The organism is Kitasatospora sp. NPDC093679, assembly GCF_040683455.1.
In the GTDB taxonomy this organism is placed as follows: Bacteria; Actinomycetota; Actinomycetes; order Streptomycetales; family Streptomycetaceae; genus Kitasatospora; species Kitasatospora arboriphila.
Genome location: NZ_JBFBDW010000032.1, coordinates 57,005 through 77,676 on the forward strand (window position 1 = coordinate 57,005; position 20,672 = coordinate 77,676).

22 protein-coding genes are annotated in these 20,672 nt (G+C 73.4%); 10 read left to right on the top strand and 12 right to left on the bottom strand.

Going from position 1 to position 20,672, the window contains the following annotated elements; all coding sequences use genetic code 11:
- Window positions 1–25: 25 nt before the first annotated feature.
- From AB0O09_RS24690 to AB0O09_RS24705, 4 genes are all read right to left on the bottom strand, one after another.
- The gene (locus AB0O09_RS24690) at window positions 26–364 is read right to left on the bottom strand and encodes a helix-turn-helix domain-containing protein (RefSeq protein WP_363544481.1); all 339 of its coding nucleotides are present in this window, start codon (window positions 362–364) and stop codon (window positions 26–28) included.
- Complete coding sequence (locus AB0O09_RS24695; RefSeq protein ID WP_363544483.1) at window positions 361–828, bottom strand: SRPBCC family protein; 468 nt, start codon at window positions 826–828, stop codon at window positions 361–363. Before AB0O09_RS24695 ends, AB0O09_RS24690 begins: the two co-directional genes overlap by 4 nt.
- Window positions 829–964: 136 nt before the next feature.
- On the bottom strand, window positions 965–1,510 hold the full coding sequence (locus AB0O09_RS24700; RefSeq protein WP_363544485.1) for a hypothetical protein: 546 nt from the start codon (window positions 1,508–1,510) through the stop codon (window positions 965–967).
- Between the two features lie 180 nt (window positions 1,511–1,690).
- Entirely contained in the window at window positions 1,691–3,118 is a 1,428-nt protein-coding gene (locus AB0O09_RS24705; protein ID WP_363544487.1) for an MFS transporter, read from the bottom strand.
- A 264-nt stretch (window positions 3,119–3,382) separates the two neighbouring features.
- Between AB0O09_RS24705 and AB0O09_RS24710 the strand changes: the two genes are divergently transcribed.
- Together AB0O09_RS24710 and AB0O09_RS24715 are read left to right on the top strand one after the other, a co-directional pair.
- Window positions 3,383–3,961, top strand: a complete 579-nt coding sequence (locus AB0O09_RS24710; RefSeq protein WP_344624677.1) for a helix-turn-helix domain-containing protein — start codon at window positions 3,383–3,385, stop codon at window positions 3,959–3,961.
- A 330-nt stretch (window positions 3,962–4,291) separates the two neighbouring features.
- Complete coding sequence (locus AB0O09_RS24715) at window positions 4,292–5,401, top strand: AI-2E family transporter (protein ID WP_363544489.1); 1,110 nt, start codon at window positions 4,292–4,294, stop codon at window positions 5,399–5,401.
- Window positions 5,402–5,460: 59 nt separating this feature from the next.
- Here AB0O09_RS24715 and AB0O09_RS24720 read toward each other — a convergent pair whose 3' ends face one another.
- Window positions 5,461–5,934, bottom strand: a complete 474-nt coding sequence (locus AB0O09_RS24720) for a carboxymuconolactone decarboxylase family protein (protein ID WP_363544491.1) — start codon at window positions 5,932–5,934, stop codon at window positions 5,461–5,463.
- Between the two features lie 552 nt (window positions 5,935–6,486).
- Between AB0O09_RS24720 and AB0O09_RS24725 the strand changes: the two genes are divergently transcribed.
- Window positions 6,487–6,861 carry a transglycosylase SLT domain-containing protein gene (locus tag AB0O09_RS24725; protein ID WP_363544493.1) on the top strand — a complete coding sequence of 125 codons (375 nt, stop codon included), beginning with the start codon at window positions 6,487–6,489 and terminating at the stop codon, window positions 6,859–6,861.
- A gap of 206 nt (window positions 6,862–7,067) precedes the next feature.
- Here the strand turns inward: AB0O09_RS24725 and AB0O09_RS24730 are convergent, their stop codons facing one another.
- Window positions 7,068–7,358: a hypothetical protein gene (locus AB0O09_RS24730; protein ID WP_363544495.1), complete on the bottom strand. Its 291-nt coding sequence runs from the start codon at window positions 7,356–7,358 to the stop codon at window positions 7,068–7,070.
- 112 nt (window positions 7,359–7,470) lie between these two features.
- Between AB0O09_RS24730 and AB0O09_RS24735 the strand changes: the two genes are divergently transcribed.
- Both AB0O09_RS24735 and AB0O09_RS24740 read left to right on the top strand, forming a co-directional pair.
- A complete protein-coding gene (locus AB0O09_RS24735) occupies window positions 7,471–7,944 on the top strand; it encodes a hypothetical protein (RefSeq protein ID WP_363544497.1) in 474 nt (157 codons plus the stop codon).
- Between the two features lie 33 nt (window positions 7,945–7,977).
- Window positions 7,978–8,829 (top strand): MerR family transcriptional regulator, encoded by an 852-nt coding sequence (locus tag AB0O09_RS24740; RefSeq protein ID WP_363544499.1) that lies wholly within the window; start codon window positions 7,978–7,980, stop codon window positions 8,827–8,829.
- 21 nt (window positions 8,830–8,850) lie between these two features.
- Here the strand turns inward: AB0O09_RS24740 and AB0O09_RS24745 are convergent, their stop codons facing one another.
- From AB0O09_RS24745 to AB0O09_RS24760, 4 genes are all read right to left on the bottom strand, one after another.
- Window positions 8,851–9,156, bottom strand: coding sequence for a protealysin inhibitor emfourin (locus AB0O09_RS24745; protein WP_363544501.1), 306 nt, complete (start codon window positions 9,154–9,156; stop codon window positions 8,851–8,853).
- 28 nt (window positions 9,157–9,184) lie between these two features.
- Window positions 9,185–10,261: a M4 family metallopeptidase gene (locus tag AB0O09_RS24750; RefSeq protein ID WP_363544503.1), complete on the bottom strand. Its 1,077-nt coding sequence runs from the start codon at window positions 10,259–10,261 to the stop codon at window positions 9,185–9,187.
- Window positions 10,262–10,412: 151 nt separating this feature from the next.
- Complete coding sequence (locus AB0O09_RS24755) at window positions 10,413–10,784, bottom strand: nuclear transport factor 2 family protein (RefSeq protein ID WP_363544505.1); 372 nt, start codon at window positions 10,782–10,784, stop codon at window positions 10,413–10,415.
- Window positions 10,781–11,083, bottom strand: coding sequence for a muconolactone Delta-isomerase family protein (locus AB0O09_RS24760; RefSeq protein WP_344621747.1), 303 nt, complete (start codon window positions 11,081–11,083; stop codon window positions 10,781–10,783). Before AB0O09_RS24760 ends, AB0O09_RS24755 begins: the two co-directional genes overlap by 4 nt.
- A gap of 268 nt (window positions 11,084–11,351) precedes the next feature.
- Between AB0O09_RS24760 and pnuC the strand changes: the two genes are divergently transcribed.
- Both pnuC and AB0O09_RS24770 read left to right on the top strand, forming a co-directional pair.
- Window positions 11,352–12,017 carry a nicotinamide riboside transporter PnuC gene (pnuC, locus tag AB0O09_RS24765; RefSeq protein WP_363544507.1) on the top strand — a complete coding sequence of 222 codons (666 nt, stop codon included), beginning with the start codon at window positions 11,352–11,354 and terminating at the stop codon, window positions 12,015–12,017.
- Window positions 12,014–13,159 carry an AAA family ATPase gene (locus AB0O09_RS24770; protein ID WP_363544509.1) on the top strand — a complete coding sequence of 382 codons (1,146 nt, stop codon included), beginning with the start codon at window positions 12,014–12,016 and terminating at the stop codon, window positions 13,157–13,159. Before pnuC ends, AB0O09_RS24770 begins: the two co-directional genes overlap by 4 nt.
- 71 nt (window positions 13,160–13,230) lie before the next feature.
- Here the strand turns inward: AB0O09_RS24770 and AB0O09_RS24775 are convergent, their stop codons facing one another.
- Window positions 13,231–13,650 carry a Fur family transcriptional regulator gene (locus AB0O09_RS24775; RefSeq protein ID WP_344621744.1) on the bottom strand — a complete coding sequence of 140 codons (420 nt, stop codon included), beginning with the start codon at window positions 13,648–13,650 and terminating at the stop codon, window positions 13,231–13,233.
- Between the two features lie 315 nt (window positions 13,651–13,965).
- On the opposite strand from AB0O09_RS24775, the gene katG reads away from it, so the two are divergent.
- From katG to pntB, 3 genes are all read left to right on the top strand, one after another.
- A complete protein-coding gene (katG, locus tag AB0O09_RS24780; RefSeq protein WP_363544511.1) occupies window positions 13,966–16,197 on the top strand; it encodes a catalase/peroxidase HPI in 2,232 nt (743 codons plus the stop codon).
- 254 nt (window positions 16,198–16,451) lie between these two features.
- A complete protein-coding gene (locus AB0O09_RS24785; protein ID WP_363544513.1) occupies window positions 16,452–18,014 on the top strand; it encodes a Re/Si-specific NAD(P)(+) transhydrogenase subunit alpha in 1,563 nt (520 codons plus the stop codon).
- Between the two features lie 3 nt (window positions 18,015–18,017).
- Window positions 18,018–19,472: a Re/Si-specific NAD(P)(+) transhydrogenase subunit beta gene (gene pntB, locus AB0O09_RS24790; protein WP_363544515.1), complete on the top strand. Its 1,455-nt coding sequence runs from the start codon at window positions 18,018–18,020 to the stop codon at window positions 19,470–19,472.
- A 133-nt stretch (window positions 19,473–19,605) separates the two neighbouring features.
- On the opposite strand, the gene AB0O09_RS24795 is transcribed toward pntB, so the two are convergent.
- The gene (locus AB0O09_RS24795; RefSeq protein ID WP_363544517.1) at window positions 19,606–20,580 is read right to left on the bottom strand and encodes a cation diffusion facilitator family transporter; all 975 of its coding nucleotides are present in this window, start codon (window positions 20,578–20,580) and stop codon (window positions 19,606–19,608) included.
- Between the last annotated feature and the right edge of the window lie 92 nt (window positions 20,581–20,672).

A 20,672-nucleotide genomic window follows, 5' to 3' on the forward strand; every position in this document is an offset into this window, starting at 1 on the left:
GGGCGGCGCCTCGTGGATGAGGGGCTCAGCCCTCCTGGCTGCGGTGGACGGCTTCGGCGATCCGCTTGATCCGGCCGAGCCGGGCGTCCCAGGCGGCCCCGACGGAGGACAGCTGGGCAACGGCGCGGGCGAGTTGGGCCTCGTCCACCTCGTAGCGGCGCTCCCGGCCGGACGGGGTGACGTGGACCAGGCCGACCCGGTCGAGCACGCCGAGGTGCTTGGCGACGGCCTGCCGGGTGACGGGCAGCCGACCGCTCAGCGTGGTCGCCGTTCCGCCGCCCTCGGTGAGCAGCAGGTCGAGCATGCGCCGGCGCATCGGGTCGCCGACCGCCGACCAGAGCTCGTCGTCGACGACGGCGTTCACGGCGCGGCCACCAGCCGGTCGAGGTAGCCGACCAGACGGGGCAGGAAGTGGTTCCAGCCGCTGTCGTGGTCGCGGTAGGTCTCCTCCAGCACGGCGGCCTCCCAGCCCCGCTCCCGGAACCCGGACTCGCTGAAGCGCAGCAGCGTGCCCGCGCCGGCGGGCACCAGGTCGAAGGTGACCAGCAGGGAGTTGCCGGGCGCGGGAGCCTCGGGGCCGTCGTGCACCCAGCGGAAGGAGAACCGGCGGGGCGGGTCGGCCTCCACCACGGTGAGCCGCTCGACCTTGGCGTCCGGCGAGGAGCCGTCCCCGAAGGTGATGACGCCCGTCCCGCCGGGCACCGGCTTCAGTTCGGCCTCGTCGGGCCACCACTCCCGCAGGTGCTCCGGGGTGCTGATGACCTCGTAGACCACCTCGGGCGGGGCGTCCACCCGGATCTCCCGCTCGATGCTGCCGTACTCCTCCATGCCGCCGCTCCTTCCATTCGCAACCTTTGGTTGCAGATAACCCTACGACGACCCCGGCGAATGCGCAACCATTGGTTGCTCGATTCGGGTGCCGGGGCCGGCGGGGCGGCATGGTCGACGGGGCTGCGGCCCGGGCTCAGGCGGTGACCCTGCCGGCGGCGACCAGGGCGGTCAGCGCGGTCCGCTGGACGTACGCCAGCAGACCGACGGTGATGCCCGCCATCACCAGGGCCATCAGGACGTGGCCGAACGCGGAGGTCAGGGCGAGGCCGAGGACGCCCAGCAGGACGTGGGTGCCGATCCGCAGGCCCACCAGCGCGAACGCCACCTTGCGGGTGCCCTTGCCGCGCCAGAGCAGCTTGGCGAGCTTCAGCCGCCGGCGCAGCAGGGTGAGCGAGACGGTGATGTTGACCGCCGCGAGGGCGACCAGGGCGGGCCAGGCGGACGGGAAGGCCCGCAGCAGGTCGAAGGCACCGGCGAGGACGCCCTCGAACCCGAAGAACCAGGCGGGCAACCGCACCTCGCCGACCGTGGGCAGCACCTCGGCGGCCGCGTCGGCGGCGGCGGTGCCGGTCATCGTGGCGGTGCCGGTCGTCGCGGTGGTGTCGGTGGCGGTGCTCTGCATGGTGTCCCCCGTGGTGTCGTCCCCGCCGGGGCCGCTCGCCCCCGCGATGATCACCACTCTCCCAGGGCGTCCCGCCCGCGGGTAGCGACGATGCGTCAGCAAGGGGACGTGACAGATGTCATGGCCGCCCCGCGGCACGGCGCAGCCGGGATGCGGCCGTGCCGACAGGTGCGCGGCGGGTCCCGGGGCGGTGCGCCCGGACCCGCCGCGCACCTGTCGCCGTGGACGTCCGGCCGGTCAGCCGCCGACCGACTCCCGCTCCGGCACGGAGGCGGCGACCGGCGCCGGGTACGGCGCGCTGCGCCGGGTCGGCACCGCGAGCGCGGCGGCCGCGGCCGCCAGGCAGAACACCGCCAGCAGGGTGAACCCGTGGGTGTAGCCGGCCTCGTAGGGGCGGCCGCTCGCCTGCAGGCGGCCGGTCACCAGTCCGGTCATCAGGGCCGCGCCCATCGAACCGCCGATGGTGCGGATGTTGGCGTTCATGCCGGTCGCCGCGCCGGTCTGCTCGGGCGGCACGCTCTGCACGACCAGGTTGCTCATCGAGGCGAAGGCCAGGCCGATGCCGAGTCCGAAGACTCCCGCGGCGAGGGCGACGTCCGAGGGCGCCTGGTGCCGGACGGCGAGCAGCGCGCAGGCGGCGGCGCCGAGCAGGGCCCCGGTGACGAGCTGCGCCTTGGCCGGGAAGCGTCCGGCCAGCCGGCCGCTGAGGAGTCCGGAGACGAACATCGCGACCAGCATCGGCAGCATCAGCAGCCCCGCGCCGGTGACGCTGGAGCCGAATCCGTAGCCGGCGGAGGCCGGGGTCTGGACGAAGCCGGGGAGGAACGCCCACACCGCGTACATGCCGCCGCCGAAGAGCAGCGCCGCGGCGTTGGTGGTCCGGACGGCGGGCAGCCGCATCACGCGCATGTCGATCAGCGGGTTCCGGGAGCGGGTCTCGCCGACGACCCAGAGCGCGAAGAGGACGGCGGCGACGACGAGCAGGCCGATCACCGGGGTGGAGCCCCAGCCCCACTTCGCCGCCTGGCTGACGGGGAGCAGCAGGGCGACCAGCCAGCCGGAGAGCAGCACCGAGGACAGCCAGTTGACGCTGCCTTCGCTGCGGTGCGGCGACTCGGGGACGTAGCGGTGGGCCAGCAGGGCCGTGGCGGCGACGACGATGACGGGGAACCAGAACAGCCAGCGGTAGTCCAGGGCGCCGACGATCGGGCCGGCCAGGACCATGCCGAGGCCGCTGCCGACCGCGATCACGGCGGACAGGTTGCTGATGCCGGCGGGCACCCGGCCGGCCGGGAACTCGTCGCGGATGATGCCGAAGGAGAGCGGGAAGAGCGCACCGGCGATGCCCTGCAGCACGCGGGCGACGATCAGCACGGTGATGTTCGGGGCGAGGGCGGCGACCAGGCAGCCGATCAGCAGGGCGACGAGGGCCGCGACCAGCGTGCGCTTCTTGCCGACCATGTCGCCGACCCGGCCGAGGATCGGCGTGAAGACGGAGGCGGAGAGCAGGTAGGCGGTCATCACCCAGGTGACGGTGGACTGCGAGGTGTGCATCGCGGACTGGACGATCGGCAGCGCGGGCGTGATCAGCGACTGGAGCAGCGCGAACACACCGGCACCGGTGGCGAGGACGCCGAAGGTGAGGCGATGGGACTGGCGGTTCATCGAACCTTCTCGGGACTCGGGGACTCGGACGTCGTGGCGCGGGGTACCGCGGTGCGACGACCACGGGAACGGCTGTGGGTACGGACGTGCCGTGTACGGACGTGCCGTACGGCGGCGCGCGGGCGGCCGACGGGACACGGGACGGGGGACGGCCGGCCGTCGACGGCAGGCCGAAGCAGAGGCCCCGGTGCTAAAGTCGAGGCATGCCTCCACATTAGCGGAGGTACCCCTCCGGTTCAATCCGGGCGTCGAAACGAGGTCACCGTGCCGGACCAGATCGTGGTGAGCGAGTTCCTCGCCGCCCAGCGCCCGCGCCGGGCCGACGCCGCGCGGAACTTCGACGCGCTGCTCGTCGCCGCCCGCGAGGCCTTCGCCGAACACGGCGCCGACGCCTCCCTGGAGGACATCGCCCGCCGCGCCGGGGTCGGCATCGGCACCCTCTACCGCAACTTCCCCACCCGTCGGCACCTCTTCGAGGCGGTGTACGCCAACGAGGTCGACGACCTCGGACGGGTCGCCGCCGAGGTCTCCGGCGAACCGCCGTGGCAGGCCCTGGCCGCCTGGCTGCGCCGCTTCGTCGACTACGCCATGACCAAGCGCGCGATCCGCGAAGCACTCGAGGGCGAGGAGACCGACGTCTTCCTGGCCTGCCGCCAGTCCATGTACGACGCCGGCACGCCCCTGCTGCTGCGGGCCCAGGAGGCCGGCGAGGTGCGCACGGACATGAGCATCGACGACCTGCTGCGCCTGGTCTCCGGCATCACCTCGGTGGCGTTCCCCGACGAGGAGCAGCGCGACCGGGTGCTCGGCATCGCCCTGGACGGCGTCCGCACCAAGGCCTGAGCCGCACCGGTCCCCGAGCCGGTCCGAGAGCAGGTCCGAGAGCAGGTCCGCGGGTCGATCCTTCACCCCCGGACCGGTGGGCGGCGCCCCGCGGGTGAAGGATCGGCCGGAGGGCGGGCGCCCGTCGGCGCGGGAACAGCCCGGACGGCGCTCCACCCGCTATCCAGGGTTCATGTCGCTTTCGCACCCCGGCCCTCCCGGGCCCCTCCGCCGCTCCCCCGCCCGACCGGCCCCGGCCCCACGGGCGGCGAACCGGCGGGCAGCGGCGCGGAAGGCGGCGACCCGGCGCACGGGGACGGCGGGGGCGGCGACCGGCGGTGCGGCATGCCGGTGAGGAGACCCGGGGGTGGACGGCCCGACCGCCGCACGGCGGAAGGCACCGGGGCGCCGCCCGGGCTGCGACACCTCTCCGACTACGCGTGGCGGCTGCTGGTCGTCGCCGCGGCCGGGTACCTGGTGCTGGCGGTGCTGGGGAAGTTCCACCTGATCACGCTGGCCGGGTTCCTCGCGCTGGTGATCACCTCGGTCGTGCGGCCCGTGGTCGACCTGGCCGCCCGGGTCCTCCCCCGCCCGCTCGCGGTGCTGGCCGGGCTGACGGTGGCACTGCTCGTCCCGGCCGGGCTGCTGGCGCTGATCGGCGAGACCGTCGCGAACGACCTGTCCAGTCTGACCAAGGAGTTCCAGGGCGGCCTGGACCGGCTGGAGAGGGCCCTGGAGGGCTCCCCCTTCCACATCGCCCACCAGACCTTCGACGACCTCCAGAAGAAGGTCACCGATTTCCTCTCCGAGCACCGCTCGACCCTGATCAGCACCGCCGTCAGCGGCGCCGGTCGAGTGTTCGAGGTGGCGACCGGCGCGGCGCTCGCACTCTTCATGTCGGTGTTCTTCCTGCACTCCGGCGAGCGGATGTGGCGGTGGACGGCGGGCCTGCTGCCCGCCGCGGCCGGCGACCACCTCGACCGGGGCGGACGCGCCGCCTGGAGCACCTTCGCGGGTTACACCCGCGGCATCTTCATCGTCGCGGCCAGCAACGCCGCGATGGTCGGCATCGCCCTCTACCTGCTGCGGGTGCCGCTGGCCCTGCCGCTGACGGTGCTGGAGTTCTTCGCCTCCTTCGTCCCGCTGGTCGGCTCGCCGATCGCCATGCTGGTCGCCTCCCTGGTGGCGCTGGCGGCCCGCGGCCCGGTGATCGCGATCGTGGTGCTGCTGCTGATCGTGGTGATCGGCCAGATCGAGGGCCATCTGCTGCACCCGCTGGTGATGAGCTGGGCGGTCAGCCTGCACCCGGTGGTGGTCGCCGTCTCGGTGCTGGCGGGCAGCATCGCGGCCGGGGTGATCGGCGCCGTGGTCGCCGTCCCGGCGGTCTCGGTGGCCTGGTCGGTGTACGCCGAGCTGCGCACCCCGCGGCCCGCGGCGCCGCAGCCGAAGGCCGACGGCTGAGGGCCGACAGCTGAAGGCCCACGTCCGAAGCCGTCCGCCGGGCTGACCCCGGGTCGCCGCTACCCGCCGTCCGTCCGGGGCCGCTCGGCGAAGACCTGCAGGGCGATCCGGTAGCCGTCGAACGCCCGAGCCGCGCCGGCGTAGGCCTCCAGGTGGATGAAGACCTCGACGATCTCCTCGGCGGTGACGCCGTTGTTGAGCGCGATGCGGAGCTGGCCGCGCAGCGGTTCGAGCGTGCCCAGCGCGGCGGCGATCGTCACGGAGACGAGGGCCCGCGCACGGATGTCGAGGACGTCCGTCCGCGGCCAGGAGTCACCGAAGGTGTGGACCGTCGCGAGCCGCTTGAAGTCGGCGCCGTTGTCGGGCTCGCCGGCGCCGCGCACCAGGAACCGCTCCAGCCGCATCCCGAGCAGTTCCTCGGCCGCGTCGAGCGCGGCGGCGTACCGCTCCTGCTCCCTCTGCCCCTGCCCGCCGTCCCCCTGTCCGTCGTCCCCCCGCCGGTCGTCCCTCTGATCGTCGTCGCGGTCGGCCATGGCGCGTTCCCTCCGGAGCGGTGCACGGTGCTCCGGGCCCGTGGTGGCGGCCGGGTTGAGACGGCGCTCACGGAACGGAGCGTGGCGGGCCTTCGACGGACCGCCGAACCGCGGCCCGCGGACCGGTGAGGGTCCTCACACGCCCCGGGCCACCACGACGGTGCGTCGTAGTCGGCCGCGGACCGGCGCCCCGGCTCCGGCCGTCGCCCGTCGGGGGTGCCCGCCCGCCCGGCCGCCCGGCGGTTTACCGGCCGGCGGGCCGTTCCCGGCGGACGGCACGGGGTACCGCCCGGGGGTGTATTCCCGGTCCGCGCCGAGGGGCGTCGCTACGACGGCAGGTCGTATCAGGGGGGTCTTGGCGGTGGCCCCGGCGGTCTGGCAGCTTGGGGCGAGTCGTCAGGCCGCACCGGCACCTGTCCCGCCGGGTGCGGCTCTCCGCCGAGTCCCGCCCTCCGACCCCGTGGCCCCTGTCCGGCCCGGGGACGTCAGCGGGCGGGACACCGGCCCAACCCGATTGAGGTCCTGTTCTTCATGCCCGCTTTTAAGCTTCGTATGCGCACTTCTGCTGTTCTTCTTGCCGGCGCCGCCGGTGTCACCGCCCTGGGCGCCGGTCTGATGCCGGCCACCGCCTCCGCCGCGACCCAGTCGCCGCAGGCCATCGCCGCGCAGATCGTGCCCGCGAACCAGCTGGCCTCGTTCAACCAGATCATCAGCCACGAGTCGAGCTGGAACGTCCACGCGACCAACCCGAGCTCCGGCGCCTACGGCCTGGGCCAGGCCCTGCCGGGCTCCAAGATGGCCTCCGCCGGCGCCGACTGGAAGACCAACCCGAAGACCCAGATCAAGTGGGCCTACGACTACATGAACTCGCGCTACGGCAGCCCGAACGCCGCCTGGTCCTTCTGGCAGACCCACCACTGGTACTGAGCCGACCCCTCGGCACCGCACCAGCCCCGTCCGGCACCGCACGACCATTCCCGCACCGCCCCGGCGGCCGGACAGGGACCCCCGGGGCACCCGCAAGGGGGCCCGGCGCACCGCGCCGGGCCCCCTTCGGGCTGTCCGGACACCGCACGGAGCTCTTCGGGGCTCTTCGGGCCCCGCCCGGAGCTCTTCGGGCACCACCGCGCTGGTCACCCGGGCCAGTCGGCGGGCGAGGCCTCCTGGTCGTTCCCCCGCACCCACACGATCGAGACGCCGAGCACCCTCCGCATCACCGCGAATCCGCCCTCCCACCCCCCGGGGAGGCGCAGCCGGCCCCGCCGGATCGCGCCGCTCGCCAGCCGCGTGTCGCCCGCCTGGAGGGTGCCCGTCCAGCTCGGCAGGCCGATGCTCGGGACGCTCCCGGTCAGCTCGGCCTCGACCGGGATCTCCCGGTCGTCGGCGAGCAGCAGCGCGGGGCCCCGGTACACCGGCGAACTCATGCCACCGACTCTGCGCGCGCCGTCCGGTGCGTGCAAATCCGGCCCGTTCCGGCCGCCCCGCGGGCGGAAAACCGGGTGGCCTCCGCGGCCGTGGATCGACAGAATCCGGCCCGTGGCACTGCCGCAGCAGCTGGCGAGGGTGAGCCCCGCGTACCTCGACCGGTGCCGCCGGAACGCGGCCGGCTCCCCCGACGGCGATCCGCGGTGGGACCCGCCGGCCGGCGACCTGCTCGACCTGGACTGGGCGCTCTGGGGCCTGCTGCGGCACCTCCGCGCGGTGGAGGCCGCACCGGCGACCGTCGCCCTCCTCGACCGCAGCATCTCCGGCGACGACGCGGCCGCCGTCGCCTTCCTCGACCACCTCGAGGTGTACGACCGCTTCGGCGACCCGCCGACCCTGCTGACCCCGCACCGCCGGGCCTCGGCGAACACGCTGCGCCCGGCGTCGTCCCGCGTCCGCGGCCCCGGCACCGTGGGCACCGCGCCGAACCTGGTCACGATCGGCGGCCGCCCGCCCTGCACACCCGTCACGGCGGCCGGTCTGCCCGACTCGGCGTGCGCCGGATCCTGGTTCCGGCCGGCTTGAGGTTCCCCCGGGGGAAGGTCCTAGGGTCGGGGCATGGTGGACGGCCCGGAGTTGCTCACGGTCGGTCAGCTGGCCCGTCGGGCCGGGCTGACCGCGAAGGCCCTGCGTCACTACGACCGGGTGGGCCTGCTGCGGCCTGAGGTGGTCGATCCCGGCACGGGGTACCGCTACTACGGCGCCGGGCAGGTCGCGCAGGCACGTCTCGTCCGGCTGCTCCGCTCCGTGGACGTTCCGCTGGAGCAGGTGCGGCTGTGCCTGGCCGATCCGGACGACGGGTCCGTGACGGCCCGGGTGCTGGCCGGGCACCGGCTCCGGCTGCGGGCCCGCCTGGACCGTGTCCGGGGCGACCTCCACCGCATCGACCATCTCCTCCAGGACGGAGTCGCCCGAGCCATGACCGACAGTGCAGCGCAGCCCGCCGCCACCCCTCCCGACGACGGCGGGCGCCGACTCGCCGTCGACCTGTTCAACGGCGTGTGGCGCCTGCTGGAGAAGGAGGACCGCACGGTGGAGGAGGACGACCGGATGCTGCACATGGCGCACGCCTCCCGCCACCACTGGGGCGAGGTCGGGCAGCCGGTGAACCTCAGCCGCGGCGAGTGGCAGTGCTCGCGGGTCTACAGCGTGCTGGGCCGTGGCGAGCCGGCGATCCACCACGCCGCCCGCAGCCTGGCGATCTGCCGCGAGCACGGCATCGGCGACTGGGACCTCGCCTTCGCCTACGAGGCCCTGGCCCGCGCCCACGCGGTGGCCGGGGACGCCGCGCAGGCCCGGGTCTGGACGGAGCAGGCGCTGGCCGCCGCCGAGGACATCGCCGAGGACGACGACCGCGAGCTGGTGCTCACCGACCTGGAGTCCGTGCCGCACCAGCCGCGCTTCTGGTGATCCCCGGGGTGGCCACCGGGCTCAGCCGGGCGGGCCGGCCGGGCGCTGCCGTCGCTTGAACTCGGCGATCAGCGGGCGCAGGGCGGGCGGGACCTGGGGTTCCGTCAGCTCGACCGTCCGGTCGCCGCCGGGCGCGTGCACGGTGAACCGGTAGCGCGGGAGGGCGGCCGGCGCAGTGGGGCCGGCCGCCTTCCGGGCCTGCCCGGCCGCCTCCAGGGCCTGGAGGGCGGCGTCGGCCTCGGGCCCGGCCAGTTCGTCGGTGTCCAGCGAGGAGGTGGTGCGCAGGCCGGTGAAGCCACCGCTGCGCTCCAGTGACACGCGCACCACGTCGTTCTCCTTCGCCCGGGTCGGCGGTCTACCAGAAGCCCTGCTGGCGGGCGGCCGCGCGGACCACCTGCGCGGCCTCGGGCGGCACCTTCTTGGTCTCGGCCAGGATCCGTGCCTGGGCGGCGGCCACCACGGCGGCGTCGTTGAATCCGGCGGTCGGCCAGAGGTTCTGCAGGGTCTGGTACATGATCAGCGTACCCGCGTCGAGCCCGATCTCCTTGCAGATCAGGTAGAACCACCGGTTGGTGATGCCCGACATCAGGTGCGGGTCGGCGGGTTCAAAGTAGCCGCTCATGTCGCGGGGCTGCGGGTCGCGACCCATGACCGGGTTGTCGTAGGCGGAGCCGGGTTCGGCCATGCTGCGCAGGGCCTCGCCGGCGAGGCTGTCCGCCATGATCTCGTCGCCGATGAGCCAGTTGTGGCTGTCGGCGTCCCGGTTGTTGGCCCAGGCGTCGACGGCGGAACCGATCATGTCGCTGAACGACTCGTTGAGCGCGCCGCTCTGGTCGTCGGTGTAGTTGAGGCCGGCGGTGAACTGGGTGACGCCGTGGGTGAGCTCGTGCGCGGAGACGTCGAGGTCGCCGGTGAGGTCCTTGAAGATGACGTTGTCGCCGTTGCCGAAGACCATCACCTGGGCCTCGCCGTCCCAGAAGGCGTTGGCGAAGTCGTTGTCGAAGTTGACGTGCGCGGCGAGGTCCAGTCCGGCGTTGTCGATGGAGTTCCGGCCGAGCAGCTTCTTGTAGAACTCGCGGACGGAGCCGAGGTTGTCGTAGGCCAGGTCGGCGTTGAGGCCGGCCACCGCGGGGTCGCCCTCGCCGCGGATGACGGTGGTGCTGTAGGAGGCTTCGTGCTGGTCGTCGTAGATCTCCCGGCCTGCGGTTCCGGGAGCGGGAACGGTCACGCCGGCCACGGCGGTGATCTTCGGAGCCGCCGGGGGCACGGTGGCCGCGGGAACGTCCGGGGTGCCCAGCCGGCGGGCCTTGCGGAACTGGGCGGACACCACGGCGGTGCGCTGGGCGGGTGTGGGGGCCAGGCTCTCGCGGCCCTGGACGCGGGCGATGTGCTCGATGACGTGGGGTGGAACGAAGGTGCAGAGGTGCTTCATGGCGGGTTCCTCGGTTCGGATGTCTCGTCCCCGCCGCACCATTCTTCCGTCGGCCGCCCGGGCCCCCAAGGGGCAGAACGGCCCCGTGGCCATGGGTAGATCTGTCCCGGCCCGGCCCCGCCCGCCACCCATCCGTCGCGGCTGCGGGACGTCAGGGCAGCAGCGACACCTGGTAGTGGCCGATGGACCAGCCGTCGGTCGTCCGGCGGAGCAGTACGCCGAGCTGCACGCTCAGGGTGGGGCGGTCGGCGAAGGCGAAGTCGACGGCGAGCCAGCCGAGGAGGAGGCCGTCGGCGGGGCGGCGGGTCTCCAGGATCCGGTAGTGGGCGGTCATGCCGAGCGGTTGCGCGCGGTAGTAGTCGGCGATGCCGGTGCGGCCGACGGTGTAGGGGTGCAGGCCCTGGAAGATCGCGTCCTCGGTGAAGCAGGCGGCGACCCGCTCGGGTGCGTGGGCGTCGACGGCGGCCTTCCACCGGTCGAGGACGCCGCGCAGGTCCTGCTCGCCGCCGGGTCCGCCGTTCATCGGGCGGCCCCGGGGCCGGGGTCGTTGGGGTGCGGGGTGAGCGGGGTGACGGTGTCCCGGCGCCAGGCCCGCAGCGGCATGGAGGCGAGCAGCTGCTCCAGCTGCTCCGCGTCGGGTGCGTCGAACAGGCCCCAGCTGCGCCACTCCCCCGGTGCCAGCGGCGGTCGCCACAGCCGCACCAGGTGTCCGAGGGCGGCGAGTTCCCGTGCCCGGACGGCCTCCCGTGCCCGCATGTCGGCGACGGCCTCCTCGGACGTGCCGTCGGGGACGGTGGTCACCATGTCGACCAGGAACTCCATCGGCGCCCTCTCCTCCGCATCGCTTCGGAGTATCGGTGCCGCGGCGCACCGGGCCCGGCAGCGACACACCACCGCGGCGTCGGCCGGCCCGGCGTCCGGTCGGCGGCCTCGCCTCCGGCGGGTCGGTGGATCCTCCGGGCGGTGGGCGAACGGTCCGCGCGCAGCGGCGTCGGGGCCCCGGCCCGCCCCCGACCTGCCGGAAGGGCGTTGCGGGATCGACCGGTCACCCCTTATCGTCACCCTGACGCTATTCCTGAAGGGGGAACCCGTGTCCGTCGCCGACACCCTGGCCGACCTGCTCGCACCGCTGAACCACCAACTCTTCCTGCTCGGCCGCGACGCCGTCACCACGGCCGAACTGCTGGGCTTCGCCACCGGCGCGGTCTGCGTCTGGCTGTGCGTCAGGGCCAGTTCCTGGAACTTCCCGGTGGGCATCGCCAACAACCTGTTCTTCTTCGCGCTGTTCTGGAGCGCCCGGCTCTACGCCGACGCCGCGCTGCAGATCGTCTTCCTGCTGCTGGCCGCGCACGGCTGGTACCGCTGGCTGCGCGGCGGCGAGCGGCACACCGGGCGGCCGATGGGCCACGCCTCGCCGACCACGCTCCTGGTGCTGGCGGCCCTGCTCGTCCCGGCGACCTGGGGGCTGACCGCCCTGCTCACCCGGGCCGGCGACAGCGCGCCGTTCTGGGACGCCCTCACCACCGCCCTGTCGCTCGCCGCCCAGTGGCTGCTGAACGCCAAGCAGGTGGAGAACTGGTACCTCTGGATCGCCGCCGACCTGGTCTACATCCCGCTGTACGCGGCCAAGGACCTGGTGCTGACCGCCGCGGTGTACGTGCTCTTCCTCGCCCTGTGCGGGGTGGGCCTGCGCAGCTGGCACCGCGAGCTCACCGCCGTCGCCCGGCCGGCCGCCCCGACGGGGGTGCCGGCATGAGCGGCGCCGGGGCCGACGGCGGCACGACCGACGGCGGCCGGTTCGCCCACGGCCTGGTGATCGGCAAGTTCTACCCGCCGCACGCCGGCCACCACTTCCTGATCCGTTCGGCGGCGGACGCCTGCGAGCGGGTCACCGTGGTGGTGATGGCGGCGGCGTGCGAGTCGGTGCCGCTGGCCGACCGGGTCGCCTGGATGCGCGAGCACTGGGCGGGCGAGCCGCACGTCGCCGTCGCCGGGATCGCCGACGACCTGCCGGTCGACTACGGGAGCGACGAGGTCTGGGCCGGGCACGTCGCGCTGATGCGCGAGGCGGTGGCCGCGGCACCGCCCGCGCCGCCGGTGGACGCGGTGTTCAGCTCGGAGCCGTACGGCACCGAACTCGCCCGGCGGTTCGACGCCGCACCGGTGCTGCTGGACGTGCCGCGGGACACCTTCGCCGTGTCCGGCACCAAGGTCCGGGCCGATCCGGTCGGCCACTGGGACGACCTGGAGCCGCCCGTCCGGGCCTGGTTCGCCCGCCGGGTGGTGGTGCTCGGCGCGGAGTCCACCGGCACCACCACGCTCTCCCGCGATCTGGCGGCCGCCCTCCGCGGCCGCGGCGGTCCGCACGCGGCGACCCGCTGGGTGCCCGAGTACGGGCGGGAGCTCACGGCCGCGAAGCTCGCGGTGGCGCGCGGCCGCGCCCGGCCCGGCAGTCCGGTGCCGACCGTGTTCGACCTGGAGTGGACGGACGCCGACTTCGAGCTGGTCGGCCGCCGCCAGAACGAGGCCGAGCAGCGCGCGGCCCGCTGCGGCGGGCCGGTGCTGGTCTGCGACACCGACACCCTGGCCACCACGGTCTGGCAGGAGCGCTACCGCGGCCGCGCCACCGAGGCCGTCCACCGGCTCGCCGAGGGGATGCCGCCGCGCGCGCTGTACCTGCTGACCTCGGACGACGGCGTGGCCTTCGACGACGACGGGCTGCGCGACGGCGAGCACCTGCGCCCGTGGATGACCGGCCGGTTCCGCGAGGTGCTGGCGGCCGGAGCGGTGCCGTGGATCGAGCTTCGGGGCGACCGCGTCGAGCGGCTGCAGCGGGCGCTGACGGCCGTGGACGCCCTGCTCGCCGGGGGCTGGGCACTGGGTGAACCGCTGGGGTGAACCGGCTCCGACCGGCACTGACCGACACCGACTCGCCCGATCGGGTGAATTACTGCCGGGAATCGCCGGGACTACTGCACCTGGGCGCAGCTGGGGCAGAGACCGCGGAAGGTGACTTCCACCCCCGAGAGGGTGAAGCCGTAGCGCTCGCCGTCGGGCAGCGAGGCCAGCGGGTCCCCGGTCGGGTGGACGTCGCGGATGGTGCCGCAGGACTGGCAGACGAGGTGCTGGTGGGCGTGGTGGGCGTTGGGGTCGTACCGCTTCGCCCGCCCGTCGGTGCTGACCTCGATGACCTCGCCGAGCGAGACCAGCTCGCCCAGCGTGTTGTAGACCGTGGCGCGGCTGATCTCGGGCAGCATTTCCACCGCGCGGGCATGGATCTCGTCGGCCGTGTAGTGGATGTGGTCGCCGTCCAGGACCTGGGCGACGACCCGCCGCTGCGCGGTCAGCCGCCAGCCGCGGTTCCGGAGCCGTTCCAACAGGTCACTCATGGGGGGAGGGTACCAGGTGGCTGGAATCGGCTGAAGTTTTGTGTCGGCGTTGACTTAGACAAGGTCTAATGTAGGGTCGAAATCGGCACTGCTGAACGGAAGAGGACGACCTGACGTTGCTGCTCGTGGCTGCCCGCCGGACGACGGGGACGGATGCGTCCCGCGCCGGCCGCAGGGCTCCGGTGACCGCGGGCGCGGCCGGTCCGACGCCCGCCCGGGAGGGGATCCCGGTGCCCGGGCCCGCCGGTCCGGGTGCGCGCGCTTCTTCCGGCCGACCCATCTTCGGAACTGATCGTCCAGCTTGGAAGGATTCACATGTCCGAGAACCCTGACGCAATCGTCACCGACGCGAAGACGGAGGGGACCGGCGGCTGCCCGGTGGTGCACGGGCGAGCCCCTCATCCGACCCAGGGCGGCGGCAACCGCCAGTGGTGGCCGAACCGGCTGAACCTGCGGATCCTTGCCAAGAACCCCGCCGAGGCCAACCCCCTCGGTGGGTCCTTCGACTACGCCGCGGCCTTCACCTCGCTCGACCTCGCCGCCGTGAAGCGGGACATCTCCGAGGTGCTGACCACCTCGCAGGACTGGTGGCCGGCCGACTACGGCAACTACGGCCCGTTCATGATCCGGATGGCCTGGCACAGCGCCGGCACCTACCGGATCAGCGACGGCCGCGGCGGCGCGGGCGCCGGCCAGCAGCGCTTCGCCCCGCTCAACAGCTGGCCGGACAACGCCAACCTCGACAAGGCCCGCCGCCTGCTGTGGCCGGTCAAGAAGAAGTACGGCCAGAAGATCTCCTGGGCCGACCTGATGATCCTGGCCGGCAACGTCGCCCTGGAGGACATGGGCTTCACGACCTTCGGCTTCGGCGGCGGCCGCGAGGACGTCTGGGAGCCGGAGGAGGACGTCTACTGGGGTCCCGAGCAGACCTGGCTCGGCGACGAGCGCTACACCGGCGACCGCAACCTGGAGAACCCGCTCGGCGCCGTCCAGATGGGCCTCATCTACGTCAACCCGGAGGGCCCTAACGGCACCCCGGACCCGATCGCCGCGGCCCGCGACATCCGCGAGACGTTCCGCCGGATGGCGATGAACGACGAGGAGACCGTCGCCCTGATCGCCGGCGGCCACACCTTCGGCAAGACCCACGGCGCCGGCCCGGCGGACAGCGTCGGCGCCGACCCCGAGGACGCCCCGCTGGAGCAGCAGGGCCTCGGCTGGCGCAGCACCCACGGCACCGGCAAGGGCGGCGACGCGATCACCAGCGGCCTCGAGGGCGCCTGGACGGCCACCCCCGTCACCTGGGACAACAGCTTCTTCGAGACCCTCTTCGGCTACGAGTGGGAGCTCACCAAGAGCCCCGCCGGCGCCCACCAGTGGAAGCCGAAGGACGGCGGCGGCGCGGGCACCGTCCCCGACGCACACGACCCGTCGAAGACGCACGCCCCCACGATGCTCACCACCGACCTCTCGCTGCGCCTCGACCCGGTCTACGAGCCCATCTCGCGCCGCTTCCTGGAGGATCCGGCGGCCTTCGCCGACGCCTTCGCCCGCGCCTGGTACAAGCTCACCCACCGCGACATGGGCCCGGTGGTGCGCTACCTCGGCCCCGAGGTGCCCTCCGAGGTGCTGCTCTGGCAGGACCCGGTGCCCGCCGTGTCCCACCCGCTGGTCGGCGCCGCGGAGATCGCCGCGCTCAAGGACGACATCGCCGGCTCCGGCCTGACGGTCGGCCAGCTGGTCTCCACCGCCTGGGCGGCCGCCTCCTCCTTCCGCGGCAGCGACAAGCGCGGCGGCGCCAACGGCGCCCGGATCCGCCTGGAGCCGCAGCGCAGCTGGGAGGCGAACGACCCCGACCGGCTGGCGCCGGTGCTGCGCACCCTGGAGGGCATCCGGACGTCCTTCAACGAGGCCCGCCCGGGCGGCGCGCAGATCTCCCTCGCCGACCTGATCGTCCTCGCCGGCGGCGTCGGCGTCGAGCAGGCCGCGAAGAAGGCCGGCTTCGCCGTCGAGGTGCCGTTCGCTCCGGGGCGCACCGACGCCTCGCAGGAGCAGACCGACACCGAGTCGTTCGCCGCGCTCGAACCGACCGCCGACGGCTTCCGCAACTACTACGGGAAGGGCAACCGGCTGCCTGCCGAGTTCCTGCTGCTCGACCGGGCGAACCTGCTCACCCTGACCGCCCCCGAGACGACGGCGCTGGTCGGCGGTCTGCGGGTGCTGGGCGCCAACCACCAGGACTCGCCGCACGGCGTCCTGACGAAGACGCCGGGCTCGCTCACCAACGACTTCTTCGTCAACCTGCTCGACCTCGGCACGACCTGGCAGGCCACCTCCGAGGACGCGCACACCTTCGAGGGCCGGGACGCCGCGACCGGCGCCGTCCGCTGGACGGGCACCCGCGCCGACCTCGTCTTCGGTTCCAACTCCGAACTGCGGGCGCTCGCCGAGGTCTACGCGAGCGACGACGCGAAGCAGAAGTTCGTCGACGACTTCGTCGCCGCCTGGGTGAAGGTGATGAACCTGGACCGGTTCGATCTCGCGTAGCCGGCACCGACGGTCGGTGTCCGACCCGACCTCAGAACACCGGTCCCGGCGCTCCGCCGGGGCCGGTGTTTGCTGTTCCGGAGCCTGATGTCCACGTGAGGAAGGTCACCGGAGGGGCCGTCGTCACGGCCTGTGGCAGGGGTGTACGTTCCTGCGACCAGGGGTGCGGGCTCCCCCAGATCGCAGAATCCTGGCAACGGCCGACCGCGGAAGACCCGCCGCCGGCCGCGCCTCCGACAAGGGAGACAGGTGTCATGTCTGCTCACGAACCGGCCAACCCTCCACCGCAGCGCCTGGGCGTCGTGGCGGAGTCGGCCTCCGGGGAAACCCGGGTCGCGGCAACACCGGCCACGGTGCGTCAGCTGCTGGCCCTGGGCTACGAGGTCGTCGTCGAGTCCGGGGCCGGTTCGGCCTCCGGGTTCACCGACGACGCCTACCGCGACGCGGGTGCGCAGGTCGGCGAGGCCTGGCACGCGGACGTCGTGCTGAAGGTCAACGCGCCCTCCGCCGAGGAGGTCGCCCGGCTGAGCGACGGCGCGACCCTGGTCGGCCTGCTCGGCCCCAACCAGAACAAGGAACTCGTCGACCTGCTGGCGCAGCGTCCGGTGACCGCACTGGCCCTGGACGCGGTGCCGCGCATCTCGCGCGCGCAGTCGATGGACGTGCTCAGCTCGATGGCGAACATCGCCGGCTACCGGGCGGTCATCGAGGCCGCGCACGTCTTCGGCCGGTTCTTCACCGGCCAGGTCACCGCGGCCGGCAAGGTGCCGCCGGCGAAGGTGCTGGTCGCCGGCGCCGGTGTGGCCGGCCTCGCCGCCATCGGCGCGGCCAGCAGCCTCGGCGCGGTCGTCCGGGCCACCGACCCGCGGCCCGAGGTCGCCGACCAGGTCCGCTCGCTCGGCGGCGAGTTCCTCGCGGTCGACGTGGAGCAGGAGCGCAGCACCGACGGCTACGCCAAGGCCACCTCGGAGGACTACGACCGGGCGGCCGCGGCGCTCTACCACGAGCAGGCCGCGGACGTGGACATCATCATCACCACGGCGCTCATCCCGGGCCGTCCGGCGCCGCGGCTGATCACCGCCGAGGACGTCGCGGCGATGCGCCCGGGCAGCGTGGTCGTCGACATGGCGGCCGCGCAGGGCGGCAACGTCGAGGGCACGGTGGCCGGCCGGGTGGTGGTCACCGACAACGGGGTCACCCTGATCGGCTACACCGACCTCGCCTCGCGGCTGCCGGCCCAGGCCTCGCAGCTGTTCGGCACCAACCTGGTCAACCTGCTGAAGCTGCTCACGCCCGGCAAGGACGGCCGGCTGACGCTGGACTTCGAGGACGTCGTCCAGCGCTCGGTGACGGTCGTCCGCGAGGGCGAACTGACCTGGCCGGCGCCGCCCGTTCAGGTCTCCGCGGCGCCGGCCGCCGCCGCACCGGCCGCCCCCGCGGCGCCGGTCGCCGCCAAGCCGTCCGGCCTCTCGGTGCGGGCGCGCCTCGGCCTGGTCGGGCTGGGCATGCTCGCGATGTTCCTGCTGGTCGCCTTCGCCCCGGCCCAACTGGCCGAGAACTTCACGGTGTTCACGCTCGCCGTGGTGATCGGCTACTACGTGATCGGCAAGGTGCACCACGCCCTGCACACGCCGCTGATGTCGGTGACCAACGCGATCTCCGGCATCGTCGTGATCGGCGCGCTGCTGCAGATCGGGCGCGAGAACGCGGTGGTCACCGTGCTGTCCGCGGTGGCGATCCTGCTGACCAGCGTCAACATCTTCGGCGGATTCGCCGTCACCCGCCGGATGCTCGGCATGTTCTCGAAGGGCCGATGACCGATGACGTACACGACGGCCGCCCACGCCGCGGACCTGGTCGCCGCACTGCTGTTCATCCTCAGCCTCGCCGGGCTCTCCCAGCACCGGACCTCGCGGGCCGGTGTCGCCTACGGCATCGCCGGCATGGCGCTCGCGCTCATGGCCACCGTGGTGGTCGCGGCGCACGACATCTCCGCGGGCGCGGTCTCGCTGATCGTGGTCACCATGGCCGCGGGCGGCGCGATCGGCCTGTGGCGGGCCCGCCGGGTCGAGATGACCCAGATGCCCGAGCTCATCGCCGTGCTGCACAGCTTCGTCGGCCTGGCCGCGGTGCTGGTCGGCTGGAACAGCTACCTGGAGGTCGAGCGGCACGGCGCCGCGCAGACCCTGGTCGGCTCGGACCTGCTGCGCATCCACCACGCCGAGGTGTTCATCGGCATCTTCATCGGCGCGGTCACCTTCACCGGCTCGATCGTCGCCTACCTGAAGCTGTCGGCGCGGATCAAGTCGAGCCCGCTGATGCTGCCGGGCAAGAACGCGCTCAACGTGGCGGCGCTGGTGGCGTTCGCGGCGCTGACGGTGTGGTTCACGATCAGCCCGAGCCTCGGTCTGATGATCGCGGTGACGGTGCTGGCGCTGCTGCTGGGCTGGCACCTGGTCGCCTCGATCGGCGGCGGCGACATGCCCGTGGTGGTCTCCATGCTGAACAGCTACTCGGGCTGGGCGGCGGCGGCGGCGGGCTTCCTGCTGAACAACAACCTGCTGATCGTCACCGGCGCGCTGGTCGGCTCCTCCGGTGCCTACCTGTCGTACATCATGTGCAAGGCGATGAACCGGTCCTTCATCTCCGTCATCGCCGGCGGCTTCGGCATCGAGGCGCCCGCCGCGCAGGACGCGGAGCAGGGCGAGCACCGCGAGAGCAGCGCGCAGGACACCGCGCAGATGCTCGCCGAGGCCGACTCGGTGATCATCACGCCGGGCTACGGCATGGCCGTCGCCCAGGCCCAGCACCCGGTCGCCGAGCTGACCCGGGTGCTGCGCGAGCGCGGCGTCGAGGTCCGTTTCGGCGTCCACCCGGTGGCGGGCCGCCTGCCAGGGCACATGAACGTGCTGCTGGCCGAGGCCCGCGTGCCGTACGACATCGTGCTGGAGATGGACGAGATCAACGAGGACTTCACCGACACGTCGGTCGTCCTGGTCATCGGCGCCAACGACACCGTCAACCCGGCGGCGACGGAGGACCCGACCAGCCCGATCGCGGGCATGCCGGTGCTGCGGGTGTGGGAGGCGGGCCACGTGGTCGTCTTCAAGCGGTCGATGGCGTCCGGCTACGCGGGCGTGCAGAACCCGCTGTTCTTCCGCGAGAACAGCAGCATGCTCTTCGGCGACGCCAAGCAGAGCGTGGAGGCCATCCTCCAGGCCCTCAACACCCTCGACCCCTCCCCCGACGACCGCCGCACCAAGGCTGCCGCCTAGAGCCGGCAAGCCCCCAGGGGCGCGGGGAACTGCGCAGTCCGGGGCGCGGCATCGTACGGTCGGGCTCGGCCCGTACCGTCGTGACGCCCATTCCCGGATCGCGCAGTTCCCCGCGCCCCTTGCGTCCCCCTCGCTACAGCTCCTTGGTACGGCCCGGGGTCGGGTCGAGGTAGACCCGGGCGACCGCCGGATGGGCGGCGCGGATCGCCTTCTCGGCCTCCTCGCAGGCGCGTTCCACGTCCCGTGCGGTGGCGGGCTCCTCGAAGGCGACCTTCGCCGCGACCAGGACGTCCTGCGGTCCGCTGACCAGGGTGACCAGGTCGACCACCTGTCGCACCTGCGGCTGTCCGCGCAACGTCTCGGCGATCCTGTCCTCCGCACTCTGCGGCAGCGCCCGGCCGATCAGCAGCGAGCCGTTGGCGCGGGCCAGCACCACCGCCACCCAGGCCAGCAGTGCCCCGATCAGCAGCGAGGCGACGCCGTCCCACGCCGAGTCGCCGGTCCGTTCGGTGCCGAGGACCCCGCCGAAGGCCAGCAGGAGGCCGATCAGCGCGGCCACGTCCTCCAGGAAGACCGCCTTGACGGCGGTGTCGGGGGTGCCGCGCAGGTAGCGGCGGCCGGTCACCCCGAGCCTGCCGGCCTCGCCGCGGACCTGGCGGACCGTCCGGGAGAGCGACACCGACTCGAGGACGAAGGCGACGGCCAGCACGACGTAGGAGGCGGTCGGGCTGCCGATTTCCTCGCCGTGCAGCAGGGTGCGGACCCCGTCGGTGATCGAGAAGACGGCGCCGCCGATGAAGGTCGCGAACGAGGCGAGCAGCGCCCACACGTACCGCTCCCGGCCGTACCCGAAGGGGTGGGTGTCGTCGGCGGGGCGGGTGCTGCGTTTGAGACTGAGGAAGAGCAGCACCTCGGTGACGGTGTCGGCGAGCGAGTGCGCGGCCTCCGCGAGCATGGCGCCGGAGCCGCTGACCAGGCCGGCGAGCGCCTTGGCCACGGCGATGCCGAGGTTGCACAGGCCGGCGACGACCACCGTGACGGTGCTCTCGGTGGTGTCGCCGGCCTGCGGTGCGCCGGCCTCCACGGGATGGTCGGGTCGGGGGTCCACAGCAGGCAGTATGTCCGACATGACCCACTGTGTGCCCGGTCCCGGGCCCACCATGCGCCTCGTGGCGAGCAACGCCCCAGAGGCGCGTGGGG